Source organism: uncultured Brevundimonas sp., from assembly GCF_937870815.1.
GTDB lineage: Bacteria > Pseudomonadota > Alphaproteobacteria > Caulobacterales > Caulobacteraceae > Brevundimonas.
The window spans coordinates 56,318-75,000 of sequence record NZ_CALMZS010000212.1 but is presented as its reverse complement, the minus strand read 5'-3'; the positions used below and the strand labels follow the sequence as shown (position 1 = coordinate 75,000).

Sequence of the window (18,683 nt, the reverse complement as noted above, 5' to 3'; positions counted from 1 at the left end):
TAAAGAAGAACCTCTCCCTGCAAACCACCCCCGAGGGGGCGGCGGAGGCGGCTCTCCAGGAGGCCGCATCTCCGCGTCAACCGGGCTTTTCAGCCATCCCGCGGATCGAAGGCCGAAGCCTTCAGGCCGCAAAAAACCGTCCGGAAAGCCCGAGAGGCTCGCCTCTGTTTCGCCCGACGATTCGATTGGAGCGCGGAACCTAACCGAAACGCCTTGAGGAAGCAACCCGCTTTCGCGACCTTCTTCCCGGGAGCCCTGGAGGATTTCGTCTCCGCGGCCCCGGCGGCCGGCCCGTTTCCGAGCGAGGCGGCGATATACCCAGCGGCCTTTTGGATCGCAACCCGATTCCCGCGGATTCGCGAACTTTCTCGCCGACTCGCGGTCGCCGGGCCGCGTTCGCCGCCGGGCGGATCAGCCGGCCGCTATATAGGTGCGCAACGATTCCGCTTCCTGGGTGGCCTCGGCGATCTGGCATTTCACCACGTCGCCGATCGAGATCACCCCCGCCAGCCGTCCCTCGCGAAGCACCGGCAGGTGACGGATCCGCCGATCGGTCATCCGGTTCATCAGCACGGCGACGCTCTCGGCCGGCGCGGCGAAAACCACCTCCGCCGTCATATAGTCCGAAACGGGACGGTCGAGCGCCGACTGCCCGGCCTGTGCGACCGCCCGGACCACGTCCCTTTCGGAGAGCACCCCCACCACGCGGTCGGCGTCGCAGACGATCAGGGCCCCGACCCGCCGCCGGTCCAGCTCGGCGCAGGCCGCGGCGAGGGTGAGATCCGGCGCGATGGAAAAGACGGCGTCGCCCTTGTCCTTGAGAATTTCGGCGACCAGCATCGCGGCTCCTCCCTCTCCAACCATAGAGCGCGGCCGCGGACGGGCCGCTGTCAGACGGGAGGGTCGCGCAGATCGGCCGGGGAATCAAATGACCGGCCCCGGGACCCGAGCCGTCGCGCCCACGGGCCGATCAGCAGGGCGCCGGCGACGAAGCCGAAGGCGTGGGCCTCCCACGCCACCCGCGCGCCGACCGCTCCGGGGACCAGGCCGATCGCGCCGAGAGCCGCGTTCACCGTCATGATGACGGCGGCCATCACCAGAAAGCGCCGGTCCGTCAGCGGCCGCAACACGCCGTTCCGCCGTCCCAGCAGCCGGAAGGCGGCGCCCATCAGGCCGAACACCGCCGCCGAGGCCCCGCCCAGCGGATCGGCGCTGTCGGGATGAACCAGGGCGTAGCCGACGGCCCCCGCCAGGCCGGTCAATATATAGAAGGCCAGGAAACCCGGGACTCCGCGCGCGCCCGGCATCAGGCGCGCGACGGGCGGCCCGAAGGCCAGCGCCGCCGTGGCGTTCATGGCCACATGTCCGAGCCCCGCGTGGATGAACATGGAGGTGAACAGGCCGGGCCAACCGTCGCCCCGCCAGAGCCAGGCCGGCCGGAACGCCAGCGACAGGCCGCCATCGGCCAGGCCGGTCTGCAGCCAGAACAGAACCGGAAGGGAGGCCGCCAGCAGCACCGCCACCGGCGGGGCGGTGAAGATCGGTTCGGGGGACGACTGATTGGTCAGGATCGGCTCCGGGTCAAACAAGGGTTCCACGCCTTAGCGTGGAGGATGGCAAGCGGTTCTTAATAACCATGATCCACATTGGCACACGGGTCGGGTAACCGCCCGTCGACCATGCCGCCTGTGGAGGTTCCTCGTGACCATCCGGCCCAAGGCCATTCCCGTCCTCGCCTGCATGGCGGGCCTCGCCCTGCCGGCGGCCGCCGCGGCCCAGTCCGCGGGCTCGTCCGGGCTGGGCGCCTATCAGGCCGGCTACGGCGGGGCCCGCTACACCACGGCCCGCCCCCAGACCGGCTCGACCCGCGACCAGAACGGCAACCGCCTGATCATAAACGGCATCATCCAGGCCGGGGCGAGCAGCTATTCCAGCACCACCGGCGGCGTCTCGTCCAGCTTCTCCGGCGTGGGCGGCGCCGACGGCTCGGCCATCGCCGGTTCGACCGCCATCGGCAACAGCCTCAATGTGGTGGTCCAGGGCGACCACAACACCGTCATCGTCAATTCCACCCAGACCAACACCGGCGCGGTCAGCGCCGGAACCAGCCTGAACGGCAGGCCGGGGGTTCCATGATGCGCGGCCCGCTCGCCCGCCGGCTGAGAACGGCCGCCGCCGCCGCCGCGATCGCCGCCCTCCTCGGGGGGTGCATCTCCGCCTCGGCCGGGCCCCAGGGCCTGTACGCCACGCCCATCGGCGACGCGCCGGTGACGGCCAATCCGACCCCCTACTCCGCCGCGCTCTACTGCATGGCCGACTACGCCCGCCGCTACAGCCTGCCGTCGCCGCGCATCGCCGTGGGCCGGATCGCCGACTACACCGGCACGGTGTCGGCCGACGGCGGCCGCCAGGTCACCGGCGGGGCCTCGCTGATGGCCATGACCGCCCTGGCCAAGTCGGGCGCGCGGATCGTCGAGCGCTACGACACCTCGGTCTCCGAGATGGAGCTGCGCTACGCCAACAACCGGCTGATCGGCGATCAGGGCCCGGGCGGGGTCGACGACGTCCAGTACCGGCGCATCCTCGCCGGATCGGTGCCCGGCACCGACTTCTATCTCATCGGCGGCGTCACCGAGGTGAACTACAATATCCGCTCCGGCGGGTTCGACATGGCCGCGGGCCAGGCCTCGACCGACACCCCGCTGTCGACCGCCTTCGCCGGCAAGGCCTTCGTGATGAACATCGCCATCGACCTGCGCCTGGTACAGACCACCACGCTCGAGGTCGTCGACGTGGTCTCCTACCAGAAGCAGATCATCGGGCGGGAGATCTCCGCCGGGGTGTTCGACTTCCTGAACGGCAATGTGTTCGACATTTCGGCCGGCGAAGGCGGGCTCGAGCCGGTGCAGCTGGCGGTGCGCGCCCTGATCGAGCGGGCCACCGTCGAATTCATGGCCAACCTGTACGGCGCGCCCGGCCCGGATGTCTGCCTGTCCGCGGGCCCCGATCCGCTGGGCGGCGCCACCGGCCCCACCGGCGGCTACTATCCAGCCTACGCCAACACGGGAACGAACAATGGCGAAACCCGCGCGGACCCGTCTCGCTGGCACGATCGCCGCGACGGCGCTGTGCGTCGCAGCCGCTACTGAGCTCGCCGCACAGACTCCGCCCGGGGGCGGAGCCGTCGTCCTCAACGAACAGCTTCAGCTGGGCGATGTCTTCTCGCACCAGACGCTGAACGTCGTCGACGCCCAGGAACAGGTCACCGTCAGCACCTCGGCCCAGGGCAACAGCGCCTCGGGCGCGGTCGAGAACGACTCCATCACCGTCCAGTCCGATCAGGACATGCGCGGCGACGCGGTCGCGACCACCGATATGACCCTCGGCGGCGACACCTGGGGCGTCGTCAGCGCCACCACCCAGGCCGGCGGCAACTATCTGGCGGTCAGCGCCTATGACGCCGATCTGACCGTCGACGCCACCCAGTCCAACACCGGCGGCCTGGTCAGCGCGACCTCGCGACTGGGCGACGACGACGCCCGCCTGCTCGGCGGCGCCTATATCAACGCCTCGGCCATCTCGAACACGGTCGCCATGTATGGCGAAGGCTCATCGGTCGGCGGGACCATCGACCAGTCGTCCTCGGCGACGGTGCGCGCCTACAACCGCATCGAGACGCAATACATCCCCGCCGAGGCGGTCATCGACAGCCAGGCCATCGTCAACGCGGTGCAGGTGACCAGCGGCCAGACCTCGGGCCAGAACCTGGCCATCGTCCAGACCTCGACCGGCGATTTCGTCGAGGCCGAATCGAGCGCCAACTCGGGCAACGCCTGGGATCTGGCCGGCCGCGCCCGCGCCACGGCCAACCAGGCGGTGCTCTATAACGAGGGCGGGTCGGTCGTCGCGGATTCGACCCAGGATAACACCGCCTTCGTCCGCGCCGCGGCGACCACCACCGCCTACGACTACGGCCGGGCCGAGGCCCATGCCCGCGGCGCGGCCAACGAGCTGTCGGTCGGCGACAACGACATCTATGTCGAGATCGACAACAGCCAGTTCAACTCGGGCGGGGTCGAAGTGACGGCCACCTTCTCGGGCACGAACGGCTATGACGTCTATGTCGGCGCCGACGCGGTCGGCAACAGCGTCACCGGCTACGCCTGCTCGGACTGCCAAGGCTACCTCGAGGCCCGCAACAGCCAGACCAACGCCGCGGACGTCTCGGCCACGGCCGACACCACCGTCGCGGGCTCGACCCGGGCGGTGATCACCGGCGCCCACGCGGTCGGCAATTCGGCGACCTTCTACGTTTCGCGGCCGCGTTGACGACCTTGGCGCGCGGACGCGGCACGAAAAAAGGCCCCGGTCCGTAGCGGATCGGGGCCAGTCGCTTCTCAGGACGTCGACACGGGCCGACCCGCGCACGGTATCGTCGGCCGGATGACGCCAGGCTGAACGCGGTGTCCGGCCCCTCTCAGAAAACCCGTCCGCCGACGCCGCCGTCGAGCGTGAGGCTGGCCCCCGACACGGCCACCCCGGCCTGCTCGACCACCTCTTCGCGGTATTCCGTGTAGGTCTCTTCCCGGACCATGGTCAGGATCTTCACCCCGGCCCCGTAGCGGCGCAGCAGGGAGCGCTCGTTGCACTCGCGTTCGGCCCTCTGCGGCCGGCACTCGACCTGACCGCCGCGGCCGTGCCACAGGGCCTCGCCCTTGCGGCAGTTCACCGTCTCGCCGCGCTCGAAGTCGACGTCGCCCGCGTATTCGGCCCAGGTGTACTGCAGCCAGGCGCCGGCCAGGCAGCGGTACAGTTCCCCTTCGTAGTCGGCGTGGACCTCCCGGTCGGGGCGCACCTGCGAGGCCGGGTGGGGCACGTTCCGGTCGTCGATGCAGAAGGCGCGGATGACCACCCGCTTCTCCCACCGGCGGCGCGCCTCATAGGGCACGCGGATGACCTGGTGCACGCGGGCGCCCTCGACGGTCAGGCCGTTGATCGTGGTCGGATAGGGCTGGTCGACGGTCACATAGGCCGAGCCGCCGCCCGAGACGAAGACGCCGCCCCCCGCGCGCGCGTTCAGGCCGACCCGGCCGCGCGCGGCCGCCTCGGCGCTGGCGTTGGCGTTGATGTTCACATTGACGTTGACGTCGCCGCCGCCCCCGCCGCCGCAGCAGGGTGGCGGAGGCGGCTGTTCGCAGCACGGCGGCGGCGGCGGCGGCGGAGGCGGCGGCGGCGGCGGCTCGCAGCATGGCGGCGGCGGCGGCGGGCAGACCGGCCCGCATTGCGCCGCGGCGGCCCCGGCGACCGCCGTCACGACGACGAAGGTCGCCACGCCCGGCGTCCAATTCATGATCCGCACCCGCATGGGCCGACCTCCCGGTCAATTCTTCACGACCCGCGCAGGACGCGGGCCCGTTCCAGCCTGCATCTGAACCGCAAAAGCCTTTCGTTTCCGTTGCGTTTTGTCCGGCCCGCTCCTTGCGCCGGCCGGCCCAGAGGCCGAGACGATGTTTCACCCTGACACGCAGTTCCTGATCGACCACTGGACCTCGCTGGCGCGCCGGCCGGCGTCGCGCGGCGGCATTCCCGCCCGCGCCGCCGTCGAGCCCGACCTGCTTGGCCTGCGCCTGCCGCGCGCCTTCATGGCCCGACGCGCCGGCGACGACGCCGTCATCCGCCTGGCCGGCGGCTGGATCGAGGCCTTCCACGGCCGCCGCCTCGCCGAGCGCACGCTGCTGTCGCTGTGGCGCCCGGCCTCGCGTCCGCTGGTCTCCACCGCCCTGATCCAGACCGTCCGCGAAGGCCGCCCGGTCGTCATCGTCGCCACGGCCGGCGGCGGCGCGGCCCAGATCGAGGTCGCCCTGCTGCCCCTGCGCGGCCCCTCCGGCGAACCGGACCGGCTGCTGGGCCTCTATGCGCCCGCCGCCACCCTGACGCTGGCGACCGACGAACCCCGGCAGCTCACCGCCCGGGTGTCGGTCGGCGTGGGCCCCGCCACCCGCGCCCCGCTCAGCCTCGCGGCGGTGCATGGGCGACGGATCGCCTGACCGGGCGGATCAGGCGGGCCGGAAGCCGGCCGCGTAGCGCTTCCAGTTCTGCACATAGTGGGCCGCCGACATCTTCAGGGCCTCGATCTGTGCCGGCTCCAGCTGTCGCACCACCCTGCCCGGCTGGCCCATCACCAGGGAGCCGTCGGGGATCTCCTTGCCCTCGGTGATCAGGGTGTTGGCGCCGATCAGGCAATTCCTCCCTATCCTGGCCCGGCCCAGCACCACGGCCCCGATGCCGATCAGGCTGTTGTCGCCGATCTCGCAGCTGTGGAGCATGACCATATGGCCGACGGTGACCCCGTCGCCGATGGTCAGCGGCGCGCCCGGGTCGGAATGCAGCACGCTGCCGTCCTGGATGTTGGTGTCTCGCCCGATCGTGATCGGATCATTGTCGCCGCGCACCACCGCCCCGAACCAGATGCTGGCCCCCGGCCCGAGAATCACGTCTCCTACGACGGTGGCCGTCGGTGCAATCCAGTATTCGCCCTCCGGTGGAAGCTGCGGTTTCTTGTCGTCAAGACTGTAAACATTCATCAGGATGCCGCCATTTCTGAACAAATCGAGGGGTTTAAGCTCTCGTAAACCACGCTAGCATCATAGTGTAGATGCGATTCGAGGCCGCCATTTCGGCCCCGGATCCGAAGCCGGATCAACCCCGGTCCGGCCAGACCAGGAGATCGCGCGTGACGCGTTCCGGTCGGCGGGCGTTCCCGCTGGAAGTTGGCCCTTCCTCCGACCCGGGCGGGTGCGTCGCATCCTCCGTCCCCCACCTCCCCCTGTTCGTTCGAGGCGATGCTTTGTCGGCATCGCCTTTTTTCATGCCCTGGAGGCGTCGATGACCAAGCGTGCGGCAATCAAGCGTCAGACCCGCGAGACATCCCGTGAACACGGGGTTCTGGATTCGCGACAGTTCATGGAGGACGCCAAGGTGCGGCGCCTTCCCACCCACGCCGGCTGGTCGCCCTATCCTTCAAACGACGACCGCGATCAGGCTTACCTGAAGACGCTGAAGCCGAAATCCGAAGGCCAGGCCGAGCTGATGACGGCCATCGACCACCACAACATGGTGCTGGCGCTCGGGCCCGCAGGCACCGGCAAGACCTATCTGGCCGTGGCCAAGGCGGTCGAGGCGCTCGAGGCCGGCAAGATCGGGCGGATCGTGCTGTCGCGTCCGGCCGTCGAGGCCGGGGAGTCGATCGGCTTCCTGCCCGGCGACATGGAGGACAAGCTGGCCCCCTATCTGCGCCCGCTCTACGACGCCCTGTCGGACCGGCTGTCGATGAAGCGGGTCAAGGCGCTGATGGCCGAGGGGCTGATCGAGATCGCCCCGATCGGCTATATGCGCGGCCGCACCCTGAACAACGCCTTCATCGTCGTCGACGAGGCCCAGAACTGCACCTACGTCCAGCTCAAGATGCTGCTGACCCGGCTGGGCTGGCATTCGACCATGGTGGTCACCGGCGACCCCCAGCAGTCGGACCTGCTGCCCGGCATCTCCGGCCTGTCCGACATCGCCGAACGTCTCGCCCCGGTGCCGAACATCGCCGTGGTGCGCCTGGCCGAGCAGGACATCGTCCGCCATCCGCTGGTGGCGAGCATGATCGGGGTGCTCTGACGTCCGGGGGGATCAGGTCGTCGCGGCGCGCCCGCGACGACCGCCGCCGGTTCGGGATCGACGGTCCGGCGCCGCCCGGCGGCGCGACGATTGCCCCTTCGCGCCCGGCGCGGGGGCTGCTAACCGGGTTGGCCCAACTTTCAGCGACCCGAATGAAAATCCCACGCATCGCCCTGGCCGCCTACGGCTTCGCCATTCTCATCGTCATCGTCGACCAGCTGACCAAGGCCTGGGTTCTGGAAGGGCTCGGCCTGCGTTTTGAAGGCCAGTCGCATCCGATACTCGATCCGGTCCTCAACATCACCCTGGTCCACAATCAGGGGGTCAGCTTCGGCCTGTTCGGCGACGGTTCGGCTCGATGGCTGCTGAGCGTGTTCTCGGCCGCCGTCGCCGTCGTCCTCGGCTGGTGGGCGCTGAGGGCGGATCGCCGGCTGCTGATCACCGCCATCGGCCTGATCATGGGCGGCGCGGTCGGGAATGTGATCGACCGGATTCGCTTCGGCTTCGTCGTCGATTTCCTCGACTTTTCCGGCACGGGCGTTTTCCCCTGGGTGTTCAACGTCGCCGACAGCGCGATCACCATCGGGGTGATCCTGCTGATCCTCGACAGCCTGCTGTCCGAGCGCGCCGCCAAGGTTGGCGTCGCCGCCGAAAAGTCGTAATCAGCCGCTTCCTTCCAAGGTTTACGCGCGCGCCGGTCCGGCGCGCCCAGCCGAGATTGACCATGCGCCTCACCCGCACCGCCGTCCTGACTCTCGCCGCTTCGGCTCTCGTGCTCGGGGGATGCAACTCCATGCGCAACAGCATCGGCCTGGCCAAGGTCACCCCCGACGAGTTTCTGACCGTCTCGACCGCGCCCCTGACCGTGCCGCCCGAATACGGCCTGCGCCCGCCGTCGCCCGGCCAGCCGAGGCCGCAGGAGCTGGCCCCGGAGTCCGCCGCCCGCCAGATCCTGCTGGGCCAGCGCCAGGCCGTGACCCGCTCGCCCGGGGAACAGATCCTGGTCGCCCAGGCCGGGGGCGACCGCGCCGACCCCCTGGCCCGCTATGTGGTCGACGACGAGTTCGGCGATCTGGCCCACAAGGAAGAGGGCTTCGCCAACCGCATCCTGTTCTGGCGCCGCGACGACGCCGCCTCCCAGGCGCCGACCGCCAGCCAGACCGCCGACGGGGCGGTGACCATCGACGCCGCCACCGAACACGCCCGGCTCCAGGCCCTGACCGGCGGCCGCGCCGGCATCGTGATCGCGCCGCGCCGCGACGCCGGCTTCAAGCTCCCGGGCCTCTAGAGCGAAGATCTGGGTTTGGACGCGATCGCGTCCAAACCGATTTCTCTCCAGGCCCCGGTCAGGCCTTCGCCGCCCCGGCCCTGAGCCCGCGCTCGGCCAGCGCCACCAGCCCCACCCCGACGATGCTCAGGGCGGCGCCGGTGAGGATTTGCGGGGTCAGCACGTCGCCCATCCACGCCCATCCGATCAGGATGGAGACCACCGGCGTGGCCAGCAGATAGGGCGTCACCCGGCCCGCCTCGCGCCGCTGGACCAGCCAGAACACCAGCGTGGTCGCCAGCACCGACGAGACCAGACCGGCCCAGACGACACAGGCCCAGATCAGGGGCGTCGCCGCCCGCATGGCCTCGACCTGGCCCCGCTCGAACACGGCCGAGGCCAGGCCCAGGCTGGGCAGGGCGGTCAGCGCCAGCACCCCCTGCATCTTGAGCGGCGGAATCGAGGTGGTCCGACGCGCGACCACCGTCGTCACGGCCCAGGCGGCGCTGGCGGCCGCGCCGACCAGGATCGCCTTCCAGTCGGCGATCGCGTGCGCGTCCAGCGTCATCCACGCCACCCCGGCGAACGCCACCCCCATGCCGACCAGGGCGTAGCGCGAGATCCTCTCCCGCAGCAGCAGGAAGGCGAACAGGGCCGTGAACGGCACCCACAGCTGGGTCGCCACCGCGACCGGGCTGACATCCTGCGCCAGCCAGAAGGCGAGATAGATCAGGCCGTAGTGGATCGGCCCGCCCACGCCGGTGATGATCAGCAGACTCTTCCAGTTCGGAAAGGGCGGGCGCACGAACGGAACCAGGCAGGCCGCCGCGAGGCCGAAGCGCAGGGCGGCGACCAGAAGCGGCGGCAGGGTCTCGGTGGCCAGTTTGGCGGCGGCGTTGTTGACCCCCCAGATCACCACCACCGCGACGATGGCGGCGACCTCGACCACGGAGAGCGGGCTGTGCGGCTTGGCGGGGATGATCACAGGCCGCCTATGGCAGGGGCCGGGACGATCCGCCCGTCAAGGTCGGTAACGGAGGATTTCGCCTTTCGCGGCGCACGGTCGTCACCCCGACTCGCGATCAGAACGGGATGTCGTCGTTCAGGTCGTAGCTTTCCTTGGGGCCGCTCGGCTTGTTGGCGCCGCCGGTCGAGAAGCCGGACGCATAGTCGTCATCGCCGCCCCGCGAGGCGCCGCCGCCATCGCCGCGCCCGCCGAGCATGGTCAGTTCGCCGCGGAATTTCTGCAGCACGATCTCGGTGGAGTATTTCTCGACCCCGTTCTGCTCGTATTTGCGGGTCTGCAGCGAGCCCTCGACATAAACGGTCGAACCCTTCTTCAGATAGTTCTCGGCCACCTTGACGATGTTCTCGTTGAAGATGACCACCCGGTGCCATTCGGTCTTTTCCTTGCGCTCGCCGGTGGCCTTGTCGCGCCACTGCTCCGAGGTGGCCAGCGACAGATTGGCCACCCGCTCGCCCGAATTGAGGGTGCGGATTTCCGGGTCCTTGCCCAGATTGCCGACCAGAATGACCTTGTTGACGCTGCCAGCCATCGCCGAATCCTTTTCTTGGGCCAGACATGCTGCGCATCGGCCGGTTGATCTCGTGGTCCCAATCTAGCCGATCGCGGACCGATGTTCCAGTTTTGTTCGCTAGCGCCCCGGAGCCGGGGCCGGCTCCGGCGGCGCCGCGACGCCGATCGGGCGACCGGTCTCGTCCCGCGTGATCGCGCCGGGCACCGCCAGGCGGCCGTCCCCGGTGCGGGCCATGAGGATGAAGCGCGAGCCGTCGAGGGTCTTGCCGATCCAGACGCCTTCCTGGTCGAGGAAGATGTACTGGCCCTGGTAGGCGCCGATGATCTCCTGGCGGCTGCCGCCCTGGCGCAGGAAGCGCAGCCTCATCTCTTCCAGCCGGGCCGCGCAATGCTCGATCTGCGGCTGGTTGTCGGCCAGCTTGTTGAACACCGACGGTTCGTCCGCTCCGCCGGCCTCGACGGCGAAGCAGACGCCCGGCTCATACGGGGCCTCGTCGCCTCCGCCGCAGGCGGCGAGAGCCAGGGCCGCGAGTCCGGGGGCCAGGATGTGAGGGGTGCGGGTCATCAACGAAGGTCCGGGAACTGGCAGGCGCGGTCCTGTTCAGCCAGGGTGCGGAACCGACTGTTGTCGGGGGACTGCTCGACCCGCCTCGGCACCAGCCGCAGGGTCGTATTGCCCCAGCGGCCGTAGAGGGCGTCGCCCGGCCGGACGCAGACGCCAGCGTAGAGCGCCTGCACGCAGGCGGAAAGGCTCATGTTGGCCGAGACGGCGCGCCAGTCGGAGCCGGTATGGCGCAGGCATTGCGCCCCCGCGGCGGCCTGGAGCGGCGGCGTTTCGGCCCGGTCGGGCTCCAGCGCACCGGGAGCCGGCGCGGGTTCGCCGGCGATCACCTCGACGGGCGGTTCGATCACCGGCGCGGCCGGCAGCGCGACCAGGGCCCCGGTCTCGTCGACGCCGACGTCGAGCGCTTCAGTGGCGACGCCGTTGCGTCGCGCGCAGTCGGCCAGCGTCGCCATGCCGACGAACTGTCCGTCCACGTAACAGCGCAGCTCCCGGGTCGTGTTCAACTCCGGCGCATCGGCGACATCGACGGTCAGCCCTCCCTGGGCGGCCGGCGGCGGGCCGGGATCGCGGTCCCGTCCGCCGGAGAAAATCAGCGCGATCACCACGGCGGCCAGCATCGCCAGGCCGGCGCCGATGGCGATAAGGATGCGGTTGTCCTGGGGCATGCAGAGCTCGCGCGGCTGGAGCGCCCAATAACCCCGCCCGCCTAGGGCGCGTCAACGGCCTTCGTCCCGGGCCTCTCCGGTCGCCCCGGCTCCGTCAGCCGCCCAGCCGCGCCAGGGCGGCCTGATAATTGGCCAGCTGATTGGTCAGATAGGCCGGAACCGGACCGCCGACGGCGGAGGCGCTGGCCGCGGGATCGAGCGAGCGATAGGCGTCGCGGACGGCCTTCATCGCCGCCTGGATGCGCTCGCCCGCGGTCTTGGCCGCGGCGGCGTCGCCGATCCGCAGGCCGGCGGGCAGATCCAGACCGAAGGTCTTGGGTCCGTCCCCGTCCGCCGCGGCCCCGATGTAGCCTGACGACAGCCCCAGTCCGGCCAGGGCGTCCCGTCCCGTCTCTCCGGACGTCAGGACGGCGCCCGACTTGCCGTCGCGCGCCATGATCGACAGGCGCTGGAACCCGCCGGTGGTGGTGGCGACCTCGCCGTTCCCGCCGGTCACCGAGCCGCCCTCGGAGGCGACCGTGACCTTGAGCTTGCCGTTGGAGGCGATCTCTATCTTGCGCGCCAGGCTGGCCAGCGTGTCCTTGGCGGCGATGGTGACCGGGACCGAACGGCCCCCGTCGGCCGGGCTGACGTAGAACCGGTCGCCCACGCGCAGCGAGGTCGCGTCGATCAGCCGTTTGGAGTCGCTCTGGTCGATGTCGCCCCGGGGCAGGCCCAGGCGATCCAGCACGCTGGCACCGCCGGTCGCCACCGCCAGCGTGAGAGGCCGGGCTTGGTCGCCGTCGCCGGACCAGGTCCGCTCATATTCGACGGCGCCGGTCAGGGGGTCGATGCGCGCCAGATAACCGCGGGCGGGGTCGGCGGCCGCGGCGGCCGGGTCACGATCGGCGACGCCGGTGATCCAGACCTTGCCGTTGTGGACCTTCACGTCGGCGGCGCTGTCTTCGCCGGGGCCGCCGTACCAGGTCGTGCGGTCTCCGGCCGAGGCCGCCAGGTCGGCGGACACCGTCACGACGAAGACGTCCCTCGCGCCCGAATGGGCCGTGGTCACGGCGCCGGCCGAAAGACCGCTGTCGCGGCTCGCGCCGGTCACAATCACCTGGCCGGCCGAGACGGCCACGCCGCTGATCTCGCCGGCGATGGTCCCGAGGTCGCGGGTCGAGGCCAGGGTCGGCGCGCCCGCGGCGTCGAGGGTGAAATGGCGCACGACGGCGCGGCCGTTCTCGACCCCCGCCGTATAGAGGTTCGGACCGTCGATGGTCATGGCGTCGACGCTGTCGTCCCCGGCCGTGCCGAACTGGGTCGTCGCCGTGGCGGCGACGACCAGGCCCGCCGTCGGATAGGGCTCCTCCGCCTTGAAGGCCTGGACGTAGCCATCCCAGCCCCCGACCGCGGCGGCGCCGGTCATGGCCGATCTGGCCCGTCCGCCGACATAGACCGTCCCGTCCGCGCCGAAGCCGACCGAGGTCGCCTCGTCGGCGGCGCGCGCCCCGCGTCTCTGCGTCCAGAGCTCCTGACCGTCCCCGTCGAAGACCGTGACGAAGCTGTCGGCGACGTCGGCGACCTCGCCGGGCTTTCCGGCGTCCGTGGGGCTGGTGTTGAGCGCGCCGGTCACCGAACCGGCCACGGCGACGTCGCCATTGGCGGCGATGGCGATGGCGTAGCCGTTGGCGGTCGAGGCCGCGCCGAGCGTTCGCGTCGCCACCAGACGCCCCGCCGAATCGTATTTCATCAGGGCCACGTCGCGGATCCCCTTGATCGGCTGGGTTCCGGACCCGGCATCGACGTCGGCCACCATCCACAACGACCCGTCAGGGCCGACGGCGCTGGCCCGGACATCATCCACGCCGGCGGGAAGGGCGTCCTGCGACAGGCGGCCGTCGACCCACCGGGTTTCTCCGATCCCGCCGCCGGCCGGTTGCGCCGCCGCGCCGCCGCCGCCGTGGAATTTCAGCAATTGCGCCGCCCCGTTGGTTCCGGCCGCCTGAACCACATAGACGGCGTCGGACGTATCCGGGGCCGTGAAGCCGACGGTTTCCGTCGATGTCCCGCGAATCGCCAAGGCCCACCGGTCGGGGCCGGCCGGCAGGGTCACGGCCTTGCCGTTGACCTGGATCGTCTTTGGCTCCGCCTTGATCTGCTCGCGCCCGACGCGGGTCTGGAACCCCGCCGCCTCCAGCTTTCCGTTGATGTGGGCGAGCACATTGTCGAGCGTGCGCGGCGTCGCGCCCATGTCGGCGAGGTCGATCGGGGTCGCCGTGGTCTGGGAGCCGCCGCCCCCGACCGGCTGCGTGATGGTGATGTTGAAACGGACGTCCCCCTGGAAGGCGGCGACCACCGAATCGACCGGGCCCTCGTGGATCGGGCCGGTGACCGACCGGGCGCTGTCACGAGGCACCGCGGCCGTGGTCTTGCTGGTCGTCCTGGAGGCGCCCTGGACCAGGCGAACCGACTCGAACTCGGCGGCGGTCAGCCACGATCCGATCTCGCTCAGCCCCGCCGAAAAGCGCTTGCCGAGTTGCGTCAGCTCGAGGCTGCCGATCCCCTTGACCACCGACCGGTTAACCAGGGCGTTGAGCGTATCCAGCCCCTGATAAAGGGCGAACAGCTTGCGATAGTCCGCCGACGCCGTCTTTACGTCCAGCCGGGCCGCGTCCTCATTGATGAATTTCCGTCCCCCGAGGGCCGCCCGGACGAGGGCGTCCGGCTTCGCCGGTTCGACGCCGGTGGACCAGGGCGGCGTCGGCTGTTTGCGGGCAGCCTGTCTCAGGCTCGCAGACGTCGTGGCGTCCATCGCGAGCGGCGCCGTGCCGCCGAAAAGACCGAGAAGATAGCTGTTGTTGATCACGCCGCACTCCCGCCGTCAGTGTGACGGGGCGGGCGTAACGAGGCCTTAACGTCCGCCCACGGAGCGACTCCGAACGCGACTCAGGGAACAATGGCCGCCGGCGATGGTTGGAGCCTCGCCGCTGGAGCAGGAGACGTGCGTCATGTCCGCCTTCGTCGAAACCCTGAGATCGTTGCTCTCCCTGTACGGGTTCGGACCCCGCGCCCCAAGGCGGCGACCGGCTCCGGTCTATATCGGCCGCTCGGGAGCCCGCCGGATCTGAAGTCTAGCCGCCCCGGAACAGCGACAGGATGATCTGCGGCGCCTGGTTGGCGATCGACAGCGACTGGGCGCCGAGCTGCTGCTGAACCTGGAGGGCCTGCAAACGCGCGCTCTCCTTGGCCAGATCGGCGTCGACCAGGTTGCCGATCCCCGACTCCAGCGTATCGACCAGCTTGGAGACGAAGCTGTTGTGCGCCTCGATCTGCTTCGCCTGCGCCCCGATCTCGCCGAGGGCGGCGTTGAGCTGGGTGATGGAGTCGTCGAGGCGGGTCAGGGCCTGGGTCGCGCCGGTGAGGGTCAGCAGGCTGTCCGACGTCGACAGTTCGATGATCGCCCCGCCGAGGCTGAGGTCCTTGACCGACAGGGTGACGAACGAGGTCGCGTCGGCGTTGGCGAGGAAGCGGATGCCCGCGCTGAGCGACCCGTCGAGGATGTTGCCGCCGTCGAAGGTGGCGTTTTCGACGGCCGAGCCGATGGCCCGGAGCAGAGCCTGGAAATCGGCGTTCAGAAGCTCCCGGGACTGGGTCTTCAGCGAGGTGTCCTTCGCCGCGACCACCTTCTCCTTCAGCTGGTTCAGGAGATCGGAGACGGACTCGCCGGCGGAGAGGGCCACATCCGCGATGGAGGTGGCCCGGTCGAGGCTCTGCTTGACGGCGCCGAGCGCGCCGACGTCGGCCCGCTGTTGCTGGGCGATGGCCCAGATGGCGGCGTTGTCCTTGGCGCCCTGCACCTTCAGGCCGGTCGAGATGCGGCCCTGGACGTCGCCGAGACGGTCATTTGTGCGCGACAGGTTCTGCAGTGCGATGGCGGCGGAAGTGTTGGTGTGGACGCTGTTCGTCATCCGACTCGGCCTTTCAGGTTTGGCCAAGGCTAGGAGGATAACCGTGCACACATGGTTAACGGCCGATAACCACGCATTTTAACCGCGCGGATCGCTCCTGCGCGGCGGATGGGGCGGGGTCTCTGGCGCGTCAGGCCCTGGTGTCGATCACCGAGCCGGCGCTGTACCGGGCGGCCTGCATCAGGTCGACGACCTGCTGGCGCGGCAGCTGCTTGACGACCTCGCCGGTGATCCGGTCGAGCGTCTTGTAGATGAAGGACCCGGATTGCGGCCCCTCCTCGATCACCAGGCGGTAGCGGGCGGCGCGTTCGGCCTCCCGCGCGAACCGGGAGTCGTGGAAATCGCCGCTCGCGGTCGATGCGGCGGCGGGCTGGACGGCGACGGCGCCGATCGGATCTATCTTGGCATTGTTCTCCATCTCTCCCTCCGACGATCAGTCGGCGTTGCGCGCTGTGCGGGCGGACGGTCGGGCGGAGCCGCGAGGCCCCGCCCTTCCGGTCGATCCTTAGCGGAACAGTCCGAGCAGGATGGAGGTCGAGGAGTTGGCGATCGACAGCGCCTGCACACCCAGCTGTTGCTTGGTTTGCAGGGACTGCAGCCGGGCGCTTTCCTTGGCCAGGTCGGCGTCGACCAGGTTGCCGACACCGGCTTCGATGGTGTCCTGCAGCTTGCCGACGAAGGTCAGGTGGGTCGAGAACGACTTGGAGCCGGTGCCCAGGCGAGCCAGGGAGGCCGAGACCTTGTCGATCGAAGCGTTGACCAGGCCCAGGGCGGCGGTGGCCTGGGACGCGGTGCCGATGACGGTGGTCGCCGTGACCGTCACATTGGCGCCGCCCAGCGACAGGTTTTCACCCGCCGCTTTGATGGTGGCTCCGGTGGTGTTGGCCAGGGCCTTGTAGCCGCCGGTGCCGGTCGAGTTGTCCAGCAGGTTGACCCCGTTGAACTTGGCGTTCGACACCACGGTGGCGATCTGGTCGCGGATGGCCTTGAAGTCTTCGTTCAGGGCCGACCGAGCCGAGGTCGTCAGGCTGGAGTCGGTGGCCGCGAGGGCCTTTTCCTTCAGCTGGGTGAGCAGGTCGGAGACCGACTCGCCGGCCGAGAGGGCGACGTCCACGGCCGATTGGCCACGGTTCAGACTGTCCTTGACGGCATTCAGGGCGCCGATTTCAGCACGTTGTCCCTGGGCGATGGCCCAGATGGCGCCGTTGTCCTTGGCGGACGACACCTTCAGGCCGGTGTTGATGCGGTTCTGAACCGTGCTGAGTTCGTTGTTCGTAACCTGCAGGTTCTGGAGGGCGATCATCGCGCCCACGTTCGTGTTAACGCTGTTCAGCGCCATGGCACGTAGTCCTTCTTTCAAGGTGTCCGACGCCATTTTGGCTGCCGGGAGCATTTTGCCCGGTCGGAGCGCAGCAAGGACGGGACCAGCGGCGGATCGGTCGTGCCAGACGGGGATCGGTTGTTTTTGCTGCGTTAGTTCCTGTTAAGCACGTCAGCCGTCCGGCAGGTTTTGCCGGGAGCCCGGCAGGATTTGCCGCCCGACCCGGCAACAGTTGCAGTGGAGCCCCCGCGCCGCGCCATGGGCGGCGGCTCACCACGGCCAGAGGCGGCGACGCGGCGTCCCGGCCTCGCGCCAGCGATCCTGGATCTCCCGCTCGGCCAGCAGCGTCGCGACGGCCAGTTCGCGGGCCGCCTCGCAGGCCACGAGGGCGGCTCCGCGGGCGACATAGGCCGCCTCAAGGTCGCCCTGGGTGGGCGATTCAGCCAGCCGGTCCAGCCGGCACGGCCTGACCGCCGCCGGCGGCAGGGTCAGCCTTGGCGGGACCGCAGACGGCGGGAGAGAGGCGGCACAGCTCGCGGTCATGGCGGCGAAGCCGATCGGCGCGAGCCGGGTCCAGCGGATGGGAGGCGTCATGTGCGTTCCTGGCCTGGGCCGCGGCGACGGCGGTGACCCGCTCGACCGCGACGGTCTGTTGATGGGCGTGATCGAGGCGGCGGGCCTGATCGACCATGGCTTCGGTCTCGAGCCGGCGCGCGCCCGCCTCGGCGGCGGCGGCCGAGGCGCGCGCTTCCGCCGCCCGCAGACGCCGCCCGGACAGGTCGAGCGGATCCCAGCTCAGGCCGAGGCCGCGTCCGGCCACGCCCGCGACGGCGACCAGCGCCAGGACCAGCACGGTCCAGCCGGCGGGCGTCAGGATTCGAAGGAGCGCCGGCGTCCTCACGGGAACACCGTCCGGTCGAGCTCGAAATGCGGTCCGTCGCGCAGGTTCGGCCAGTCGCCGCCCCAGACGATGGCCGTGCCCTGCCGGACGGCGGCCGCCTTGAAGGCGGCGGCGATGCGCGGATACAGCGGCCAGTCCCAGCGCACCTGGCCGTCGATCAGGGCGGCGACGTCGATGGCGTGGCCGGTCAGATGGCGCGAATGCTTCGTGCGGCTGGCCCCGGCGCGCACAAGGGCGGCTTGCCGCGCCCGCGTCCGCAGGCCTTCGGTGACCATGAAATCCACCGGACTGAGGGCGATGGCCTCGCGCGCCAGGGCGACCAGCCGGGGATGCACGCCGTCCAGGCGCCTGAGCGAACGGGTGGAGAGTCGAAAGCCCATCGGCTCAGTCCCCGCCCAGCGGCGGCCGCAGCGACCGCAGGCTGGCGATCAGCTGCTGGGCAGTCGGAGCGACCAGATAGAGGACCATGGTCAGGGCCAGCAGCGCCATCAGACCCCGGGCCAGCGGAAGCGCCGCCGCCGGCGGCGTCAGGGCGATCAGCCGGTCGAGCAGCAGCCACGCGGCCCCCGTGCTGGCGAAGACATAGAGCCGGCGCCAGAGCCAGCGCCCCTCCGCCAGCGGCGCCGGGGGGGCGGGAGCGTCCACGGCGTCGATCATCGGTCATCCTCCTGCTCGTCGAAGGGCCGGTCGCCGCGCCGGCGGGAGCTCCCCGCCTCGGCGTAGAGGTCCTCCTCCGAGAACCGGCCCGGAAGGTCCCGGACCTCGTCGTCGAGCAGGACGGGCGCGAGCGGGGTGTGGAATCGGGGCATGAT

23 protein-coding genes are annotated in these 18,683 nt (G+C 70.2%); 7 read left to right on the top strand and 16 right to left on the bottom strand.

The features are described 5' to 3' along the window. Nucleotides 1–411 precede the first annotated feature (411 nt). Nucleotides 412–840, bottom strand: a complete 429-nt coding sequence (locus tag Q0588_RS15145) for a CBS domain-containing protein (RefSeq protein WP_298747848.1) — start codon at nt 838–840, stop codon at nt 412–414. Between the two features lie 50 nt (nt 841–890). Beyond that, nucleotides 891–1,598, bottom strand: a complete 708-nt coding sequence (locus Q0588_RS15140) for a rhomboid family intramembrane serine protease (protein WP_298747846.1) — start codon at nt 1,596–1,598, stop codon at nt 891–893. A 103-nt stretch (nt 1,599–1,701) separates the two neighbouring features. Here Q0588_RS15140 and hfaA point away from each other — a divergent pair, with 103 nt between their 5' ends. Genes hfaA through hfaD form a run of 3 tightly spaced genes read left to right on the top strand, consistent with a single transcriptional unit; the run spans nt 1,702 to nt 4,329 of the window. Next, nucleotides 1,702–2,136 (top strand): holdfast anchoring protein HfaA, encoded by a 435-nt coding sequence (gene hfaA, locus Q0588_RS15135; protein WP_298747843.1) that lies wholly within the window; start codon nt 1,702–1,704, stop codon nt 2,134–2,136. Continuing rightward, the gene (gene hfaB / locus Q0588_RS15130; protein ID WP_298747840.1) at nt 2,136–3,149 is read left to right on the top strand and encodes a holdfast anchoring protein HfaB; all 1,014 of its coding nucleotides are present in this window, start codon (nt 2,136–2,138) and stop codon (nt 3,147–3,149) included. The genes hfaA and hfaB overlap by 1 nt, the downstream gene beginning before the upstream one ends. Continuing rightward, a complete protein-coding gene (gene hfaD / locus Q0588_RS15125; RefSeq protein ID WP_298747837.1) occupies nt 3,076–4,329 on the top strand; it encodes a holdfast anchor protein HfaD in 1,254 nt (417 codons plus the stop codon). The genes hfaB and hfaD overlap by 74 nt, the downstream gene beginning before the upstream one ends. Before the next feature lie 148 nt (nt 4,330–4,477). Here hfaD and Q0588_RS15120 read toward each other — a convergent pair whose 3' ends face one another. Then, a complete protein-coding gene (locus Q0588_RS15120) occupies nt 4,478–5,350 on the bottom strand; it encodes a hypothetical protein (RefSeq protein WP_298747834.1) in 873 nt (290 codons plus the stop codon). Between the two features lie 157 nt (nt 5,351–5,507). On the opposite strand from Q0588_RS15120, the gene Q0588_RS15115 reads away from it, so the two are divergent. Continuing rightward, nucleotides 5,508–6,047: a PAS domain-containing protein gene (locus tag Q0588_RS15115; protein ID WP_298747832.1), complete on the top strand. Its 540-nt coding sequence runs from the start codon at nt 5,508–5,510 to the stop codon at nt 6,045–6,047. Between the two features lie 9 nt (nt 6,048–6,056). On the opposite strand, the gene Q0588_RS15110 is transcribed toward Q0588_RS15115, so the two are convergent. Then, nucleotides 6,057–6,584 (bottom strand): gamma carbonic anhydrase family protein, encoded by a 528-nt coding sequence (locus tag Q0588_RS15110; RefSeq protein ID WP_298747831.1) that lies wholly within the window; start codon nt 6,582–6,584, stop codon nt 6,057–6,059. Between the two features lie 289 nt (nt 6,585–6,873). Here Q0588_RS15110 and Q0588_RS15105 point away from each other — a divergent pair, with 289 nt between their 5' ends. The 3 genes from Q0588_RS15105 to Q0588_RS15095 all read left to right on the top strand — a co-directional run bounded on the left by Q0588_RS15105 (nt 6,874) and on the right by Q0588_RS15095 (nt 8,953). Next, entirely contained in the window at nt 6,874–7,665 is a 792-nt protein-coding gene (locus tag Q0588_RS15105) for a PhoH family protein (protein ID WP_298747859.1), read from the top strand. A gap of 152 nt (nt 7,666–7,817) precedes the next feature. After that, on the top strand, nt 7,818–8,327 hold the full coding sequence (gene lspA / locus Q0588_RS15100; RefSeq protein WP_298747829.1) for a signal peptidase II: 510 nt from the start codon (nt 7,818–7,820) through the stop codon (nt 8,325–8,327). Nucleotides 8,328–8,389: 62 nt separating this feature from the next. Further along, the gene (locus Q0588_RS15095; protein WP_298747827.1) at nt 8,390–8,953 is read left to right on the top strand and encodes a DUF3035 domain-containing protein; all 564 of its coding nucleotides are present in this window, start codon (nt 8,390–8,392) and stop codon (nt 8,951–8,953) included. 58 nt (nt 8,954–9,011) lie between these two features. Here Q0588_RS15095 and Q0588_RS15090 read toward each other — a convergent pair whose 3' ends face one another. The 12 genes from Q0588_RS15090 to Q0588_RS15035 all read right to left on the bottom strand — a co-directional run bounded on the left by Q0588_RS15090 (nt 9,012) and on the right by Q0588_RS15035 (nt 18,680). Continuing rightward, entirely contained in the window at nt 9,012–9,911 is a 900-nt protein-coding gene (locus Q0588_RS15090) for a DMT family transporter (RefSeq protein WP_298747856.1), read from the bottom strand. Nucleotides 9,912–10,014: 103 nt separating this feature from the next. After that, nucleotides 10,015–10,488: a single-stranded DNA-binding protein gene (gene ssb, locus Q0588_RS15085; protein WP_298747825.1), complete on the bottom strand. Its 474-nt coding sequence runs from the start codon at nt 10,486–10,488 to the stop codon at nt 10,015–10,017. A gap of 99 nt (nt 10,489–10,587) precedes the next feature. After that, on the bottom strand, nt 10,588–11,034 hold the full coding sequence (locus Q0588_RS15080; RefSeq protein WP_298747822.1) for a hypothetical protein: 447 nt from the start codon (nt 11,032–11,034) through the stop codon (nt 10,588–10,590). Next, complete coding sequence (locus tag Q0588_RS15075) at nt 11,034–11,699, bottom strand: hypothetical protein (RefSeq protein WP_298747819.1); 666 nt, start codon at nt 11,697–11,699, stop codon at nt 11,034–11,036. The genes Q0588_RS15080 and Q0588_RS15075 overlap by 1 nt, the downstream gene beginning before the upstream one ends. 94 nt (nt 11,700–11,793) lie before the next feature. Continuing rightward, nucleotides 11,794–14,547 carry a transcriptional regulator gene (locus tag Q0588_RS15070; RefSeq protein ID WP_298747816.1) on the bottom strand — a complete coding sequence of 918 codons (2,754 nt, stop codon included), beginning with the start codon at nt 14,545–14,547 and terminating at the stop codon, nt 11,794–11,796. 265 nt (nt 14,548–14,812) lie between these two features. Next, nucleotides 14,813–15,649 carry a flagellin gene (locus Q0588_RS15065; RefSeq protein WP_298747813.1) on the bottom strand — a complete coding sequence of 279 codons (837 nt, stop codon included), beginning with the start codon at nt 15,647–15,649 and terminating at the stop codon, nt 14,813–14,815. Between the two features lie 130 nt (nt 15,650–15,779). Beyond that, nucleotides 15,780–16,067 carry a flagellar protein FlaG gene (locus tag Q0588_RS15060; protein WP_298747811.1) on the bottom strand — a complete coding sequence of 96 codons (288 nt, stop codon included), beginning with the start codon at nt 16,065–16,067 and terminating at the stop codon, nt 15,780–15,782. Nucleotides 16,068–16,154: 87 nt separating this feature from the next. After that, on the bottom strand, nt 16,155–16,988 hold the full coding sequence (locus Q0588_RS15055) for a flagellin (protein ID WP_298747809.1): 834 nt from the start codon (nt 16,986–16,988) through the stop codon (nt 16,155–16,157). A gap of 421 nt (nt 16,989–17,409) precedes the next feature. Further along, the gene (locus Q0588_RS15050) at nt 17,410–17,871 is read right to left on the bottom strand and encodes a hypothetical protein (RefSeq protein WP_298747806.1); all 462 of its coding nucleotides are present in this window, start codon (nt 17,869–17,871) and stop codon (nt 17,410–17,412) included. Then, nucleotides 17,868–18,251, bottom strand: coding sequence for a M15 family metallopeptidase (locus Q0588_RS15045; protein WP_298747803.1), 384 nt, complete (start codon nt 18,249–18,251; stop codon nt 17,868–17,870). Before Q0588_RS15045 ends, Q0588_RS15050 begins: the two co-directional genes overlap by 4 nt. Nucleotides 18,252–18,255: 4 nt before the next feature. Further along, on the bottom strand, nt 18,256–18,528 hold the full coding sequence (locus Q0588_RS15040) for a hypothetical protein (RefSeq protein WP_298747799.1): 273 nt from the start codon (nt 18,526–18,528) through the stop codon (nt 18,256–18,258). After that, a complete protein-coding gene (locus Q0588_RS15035; protein ID WP_298747796.1) occupies nt 18,525–18,680 on the bottom strand; it encodes a hypothetical protein in 156 nt (51 codons plus the stop codon). Before Q0588_RS15035 ends, Q0588_RS15040 begins: the two co-directional genes overlap by 4 nt. Nucleotides 18,681–18,683: the final 3 nt, after the last annotated feature.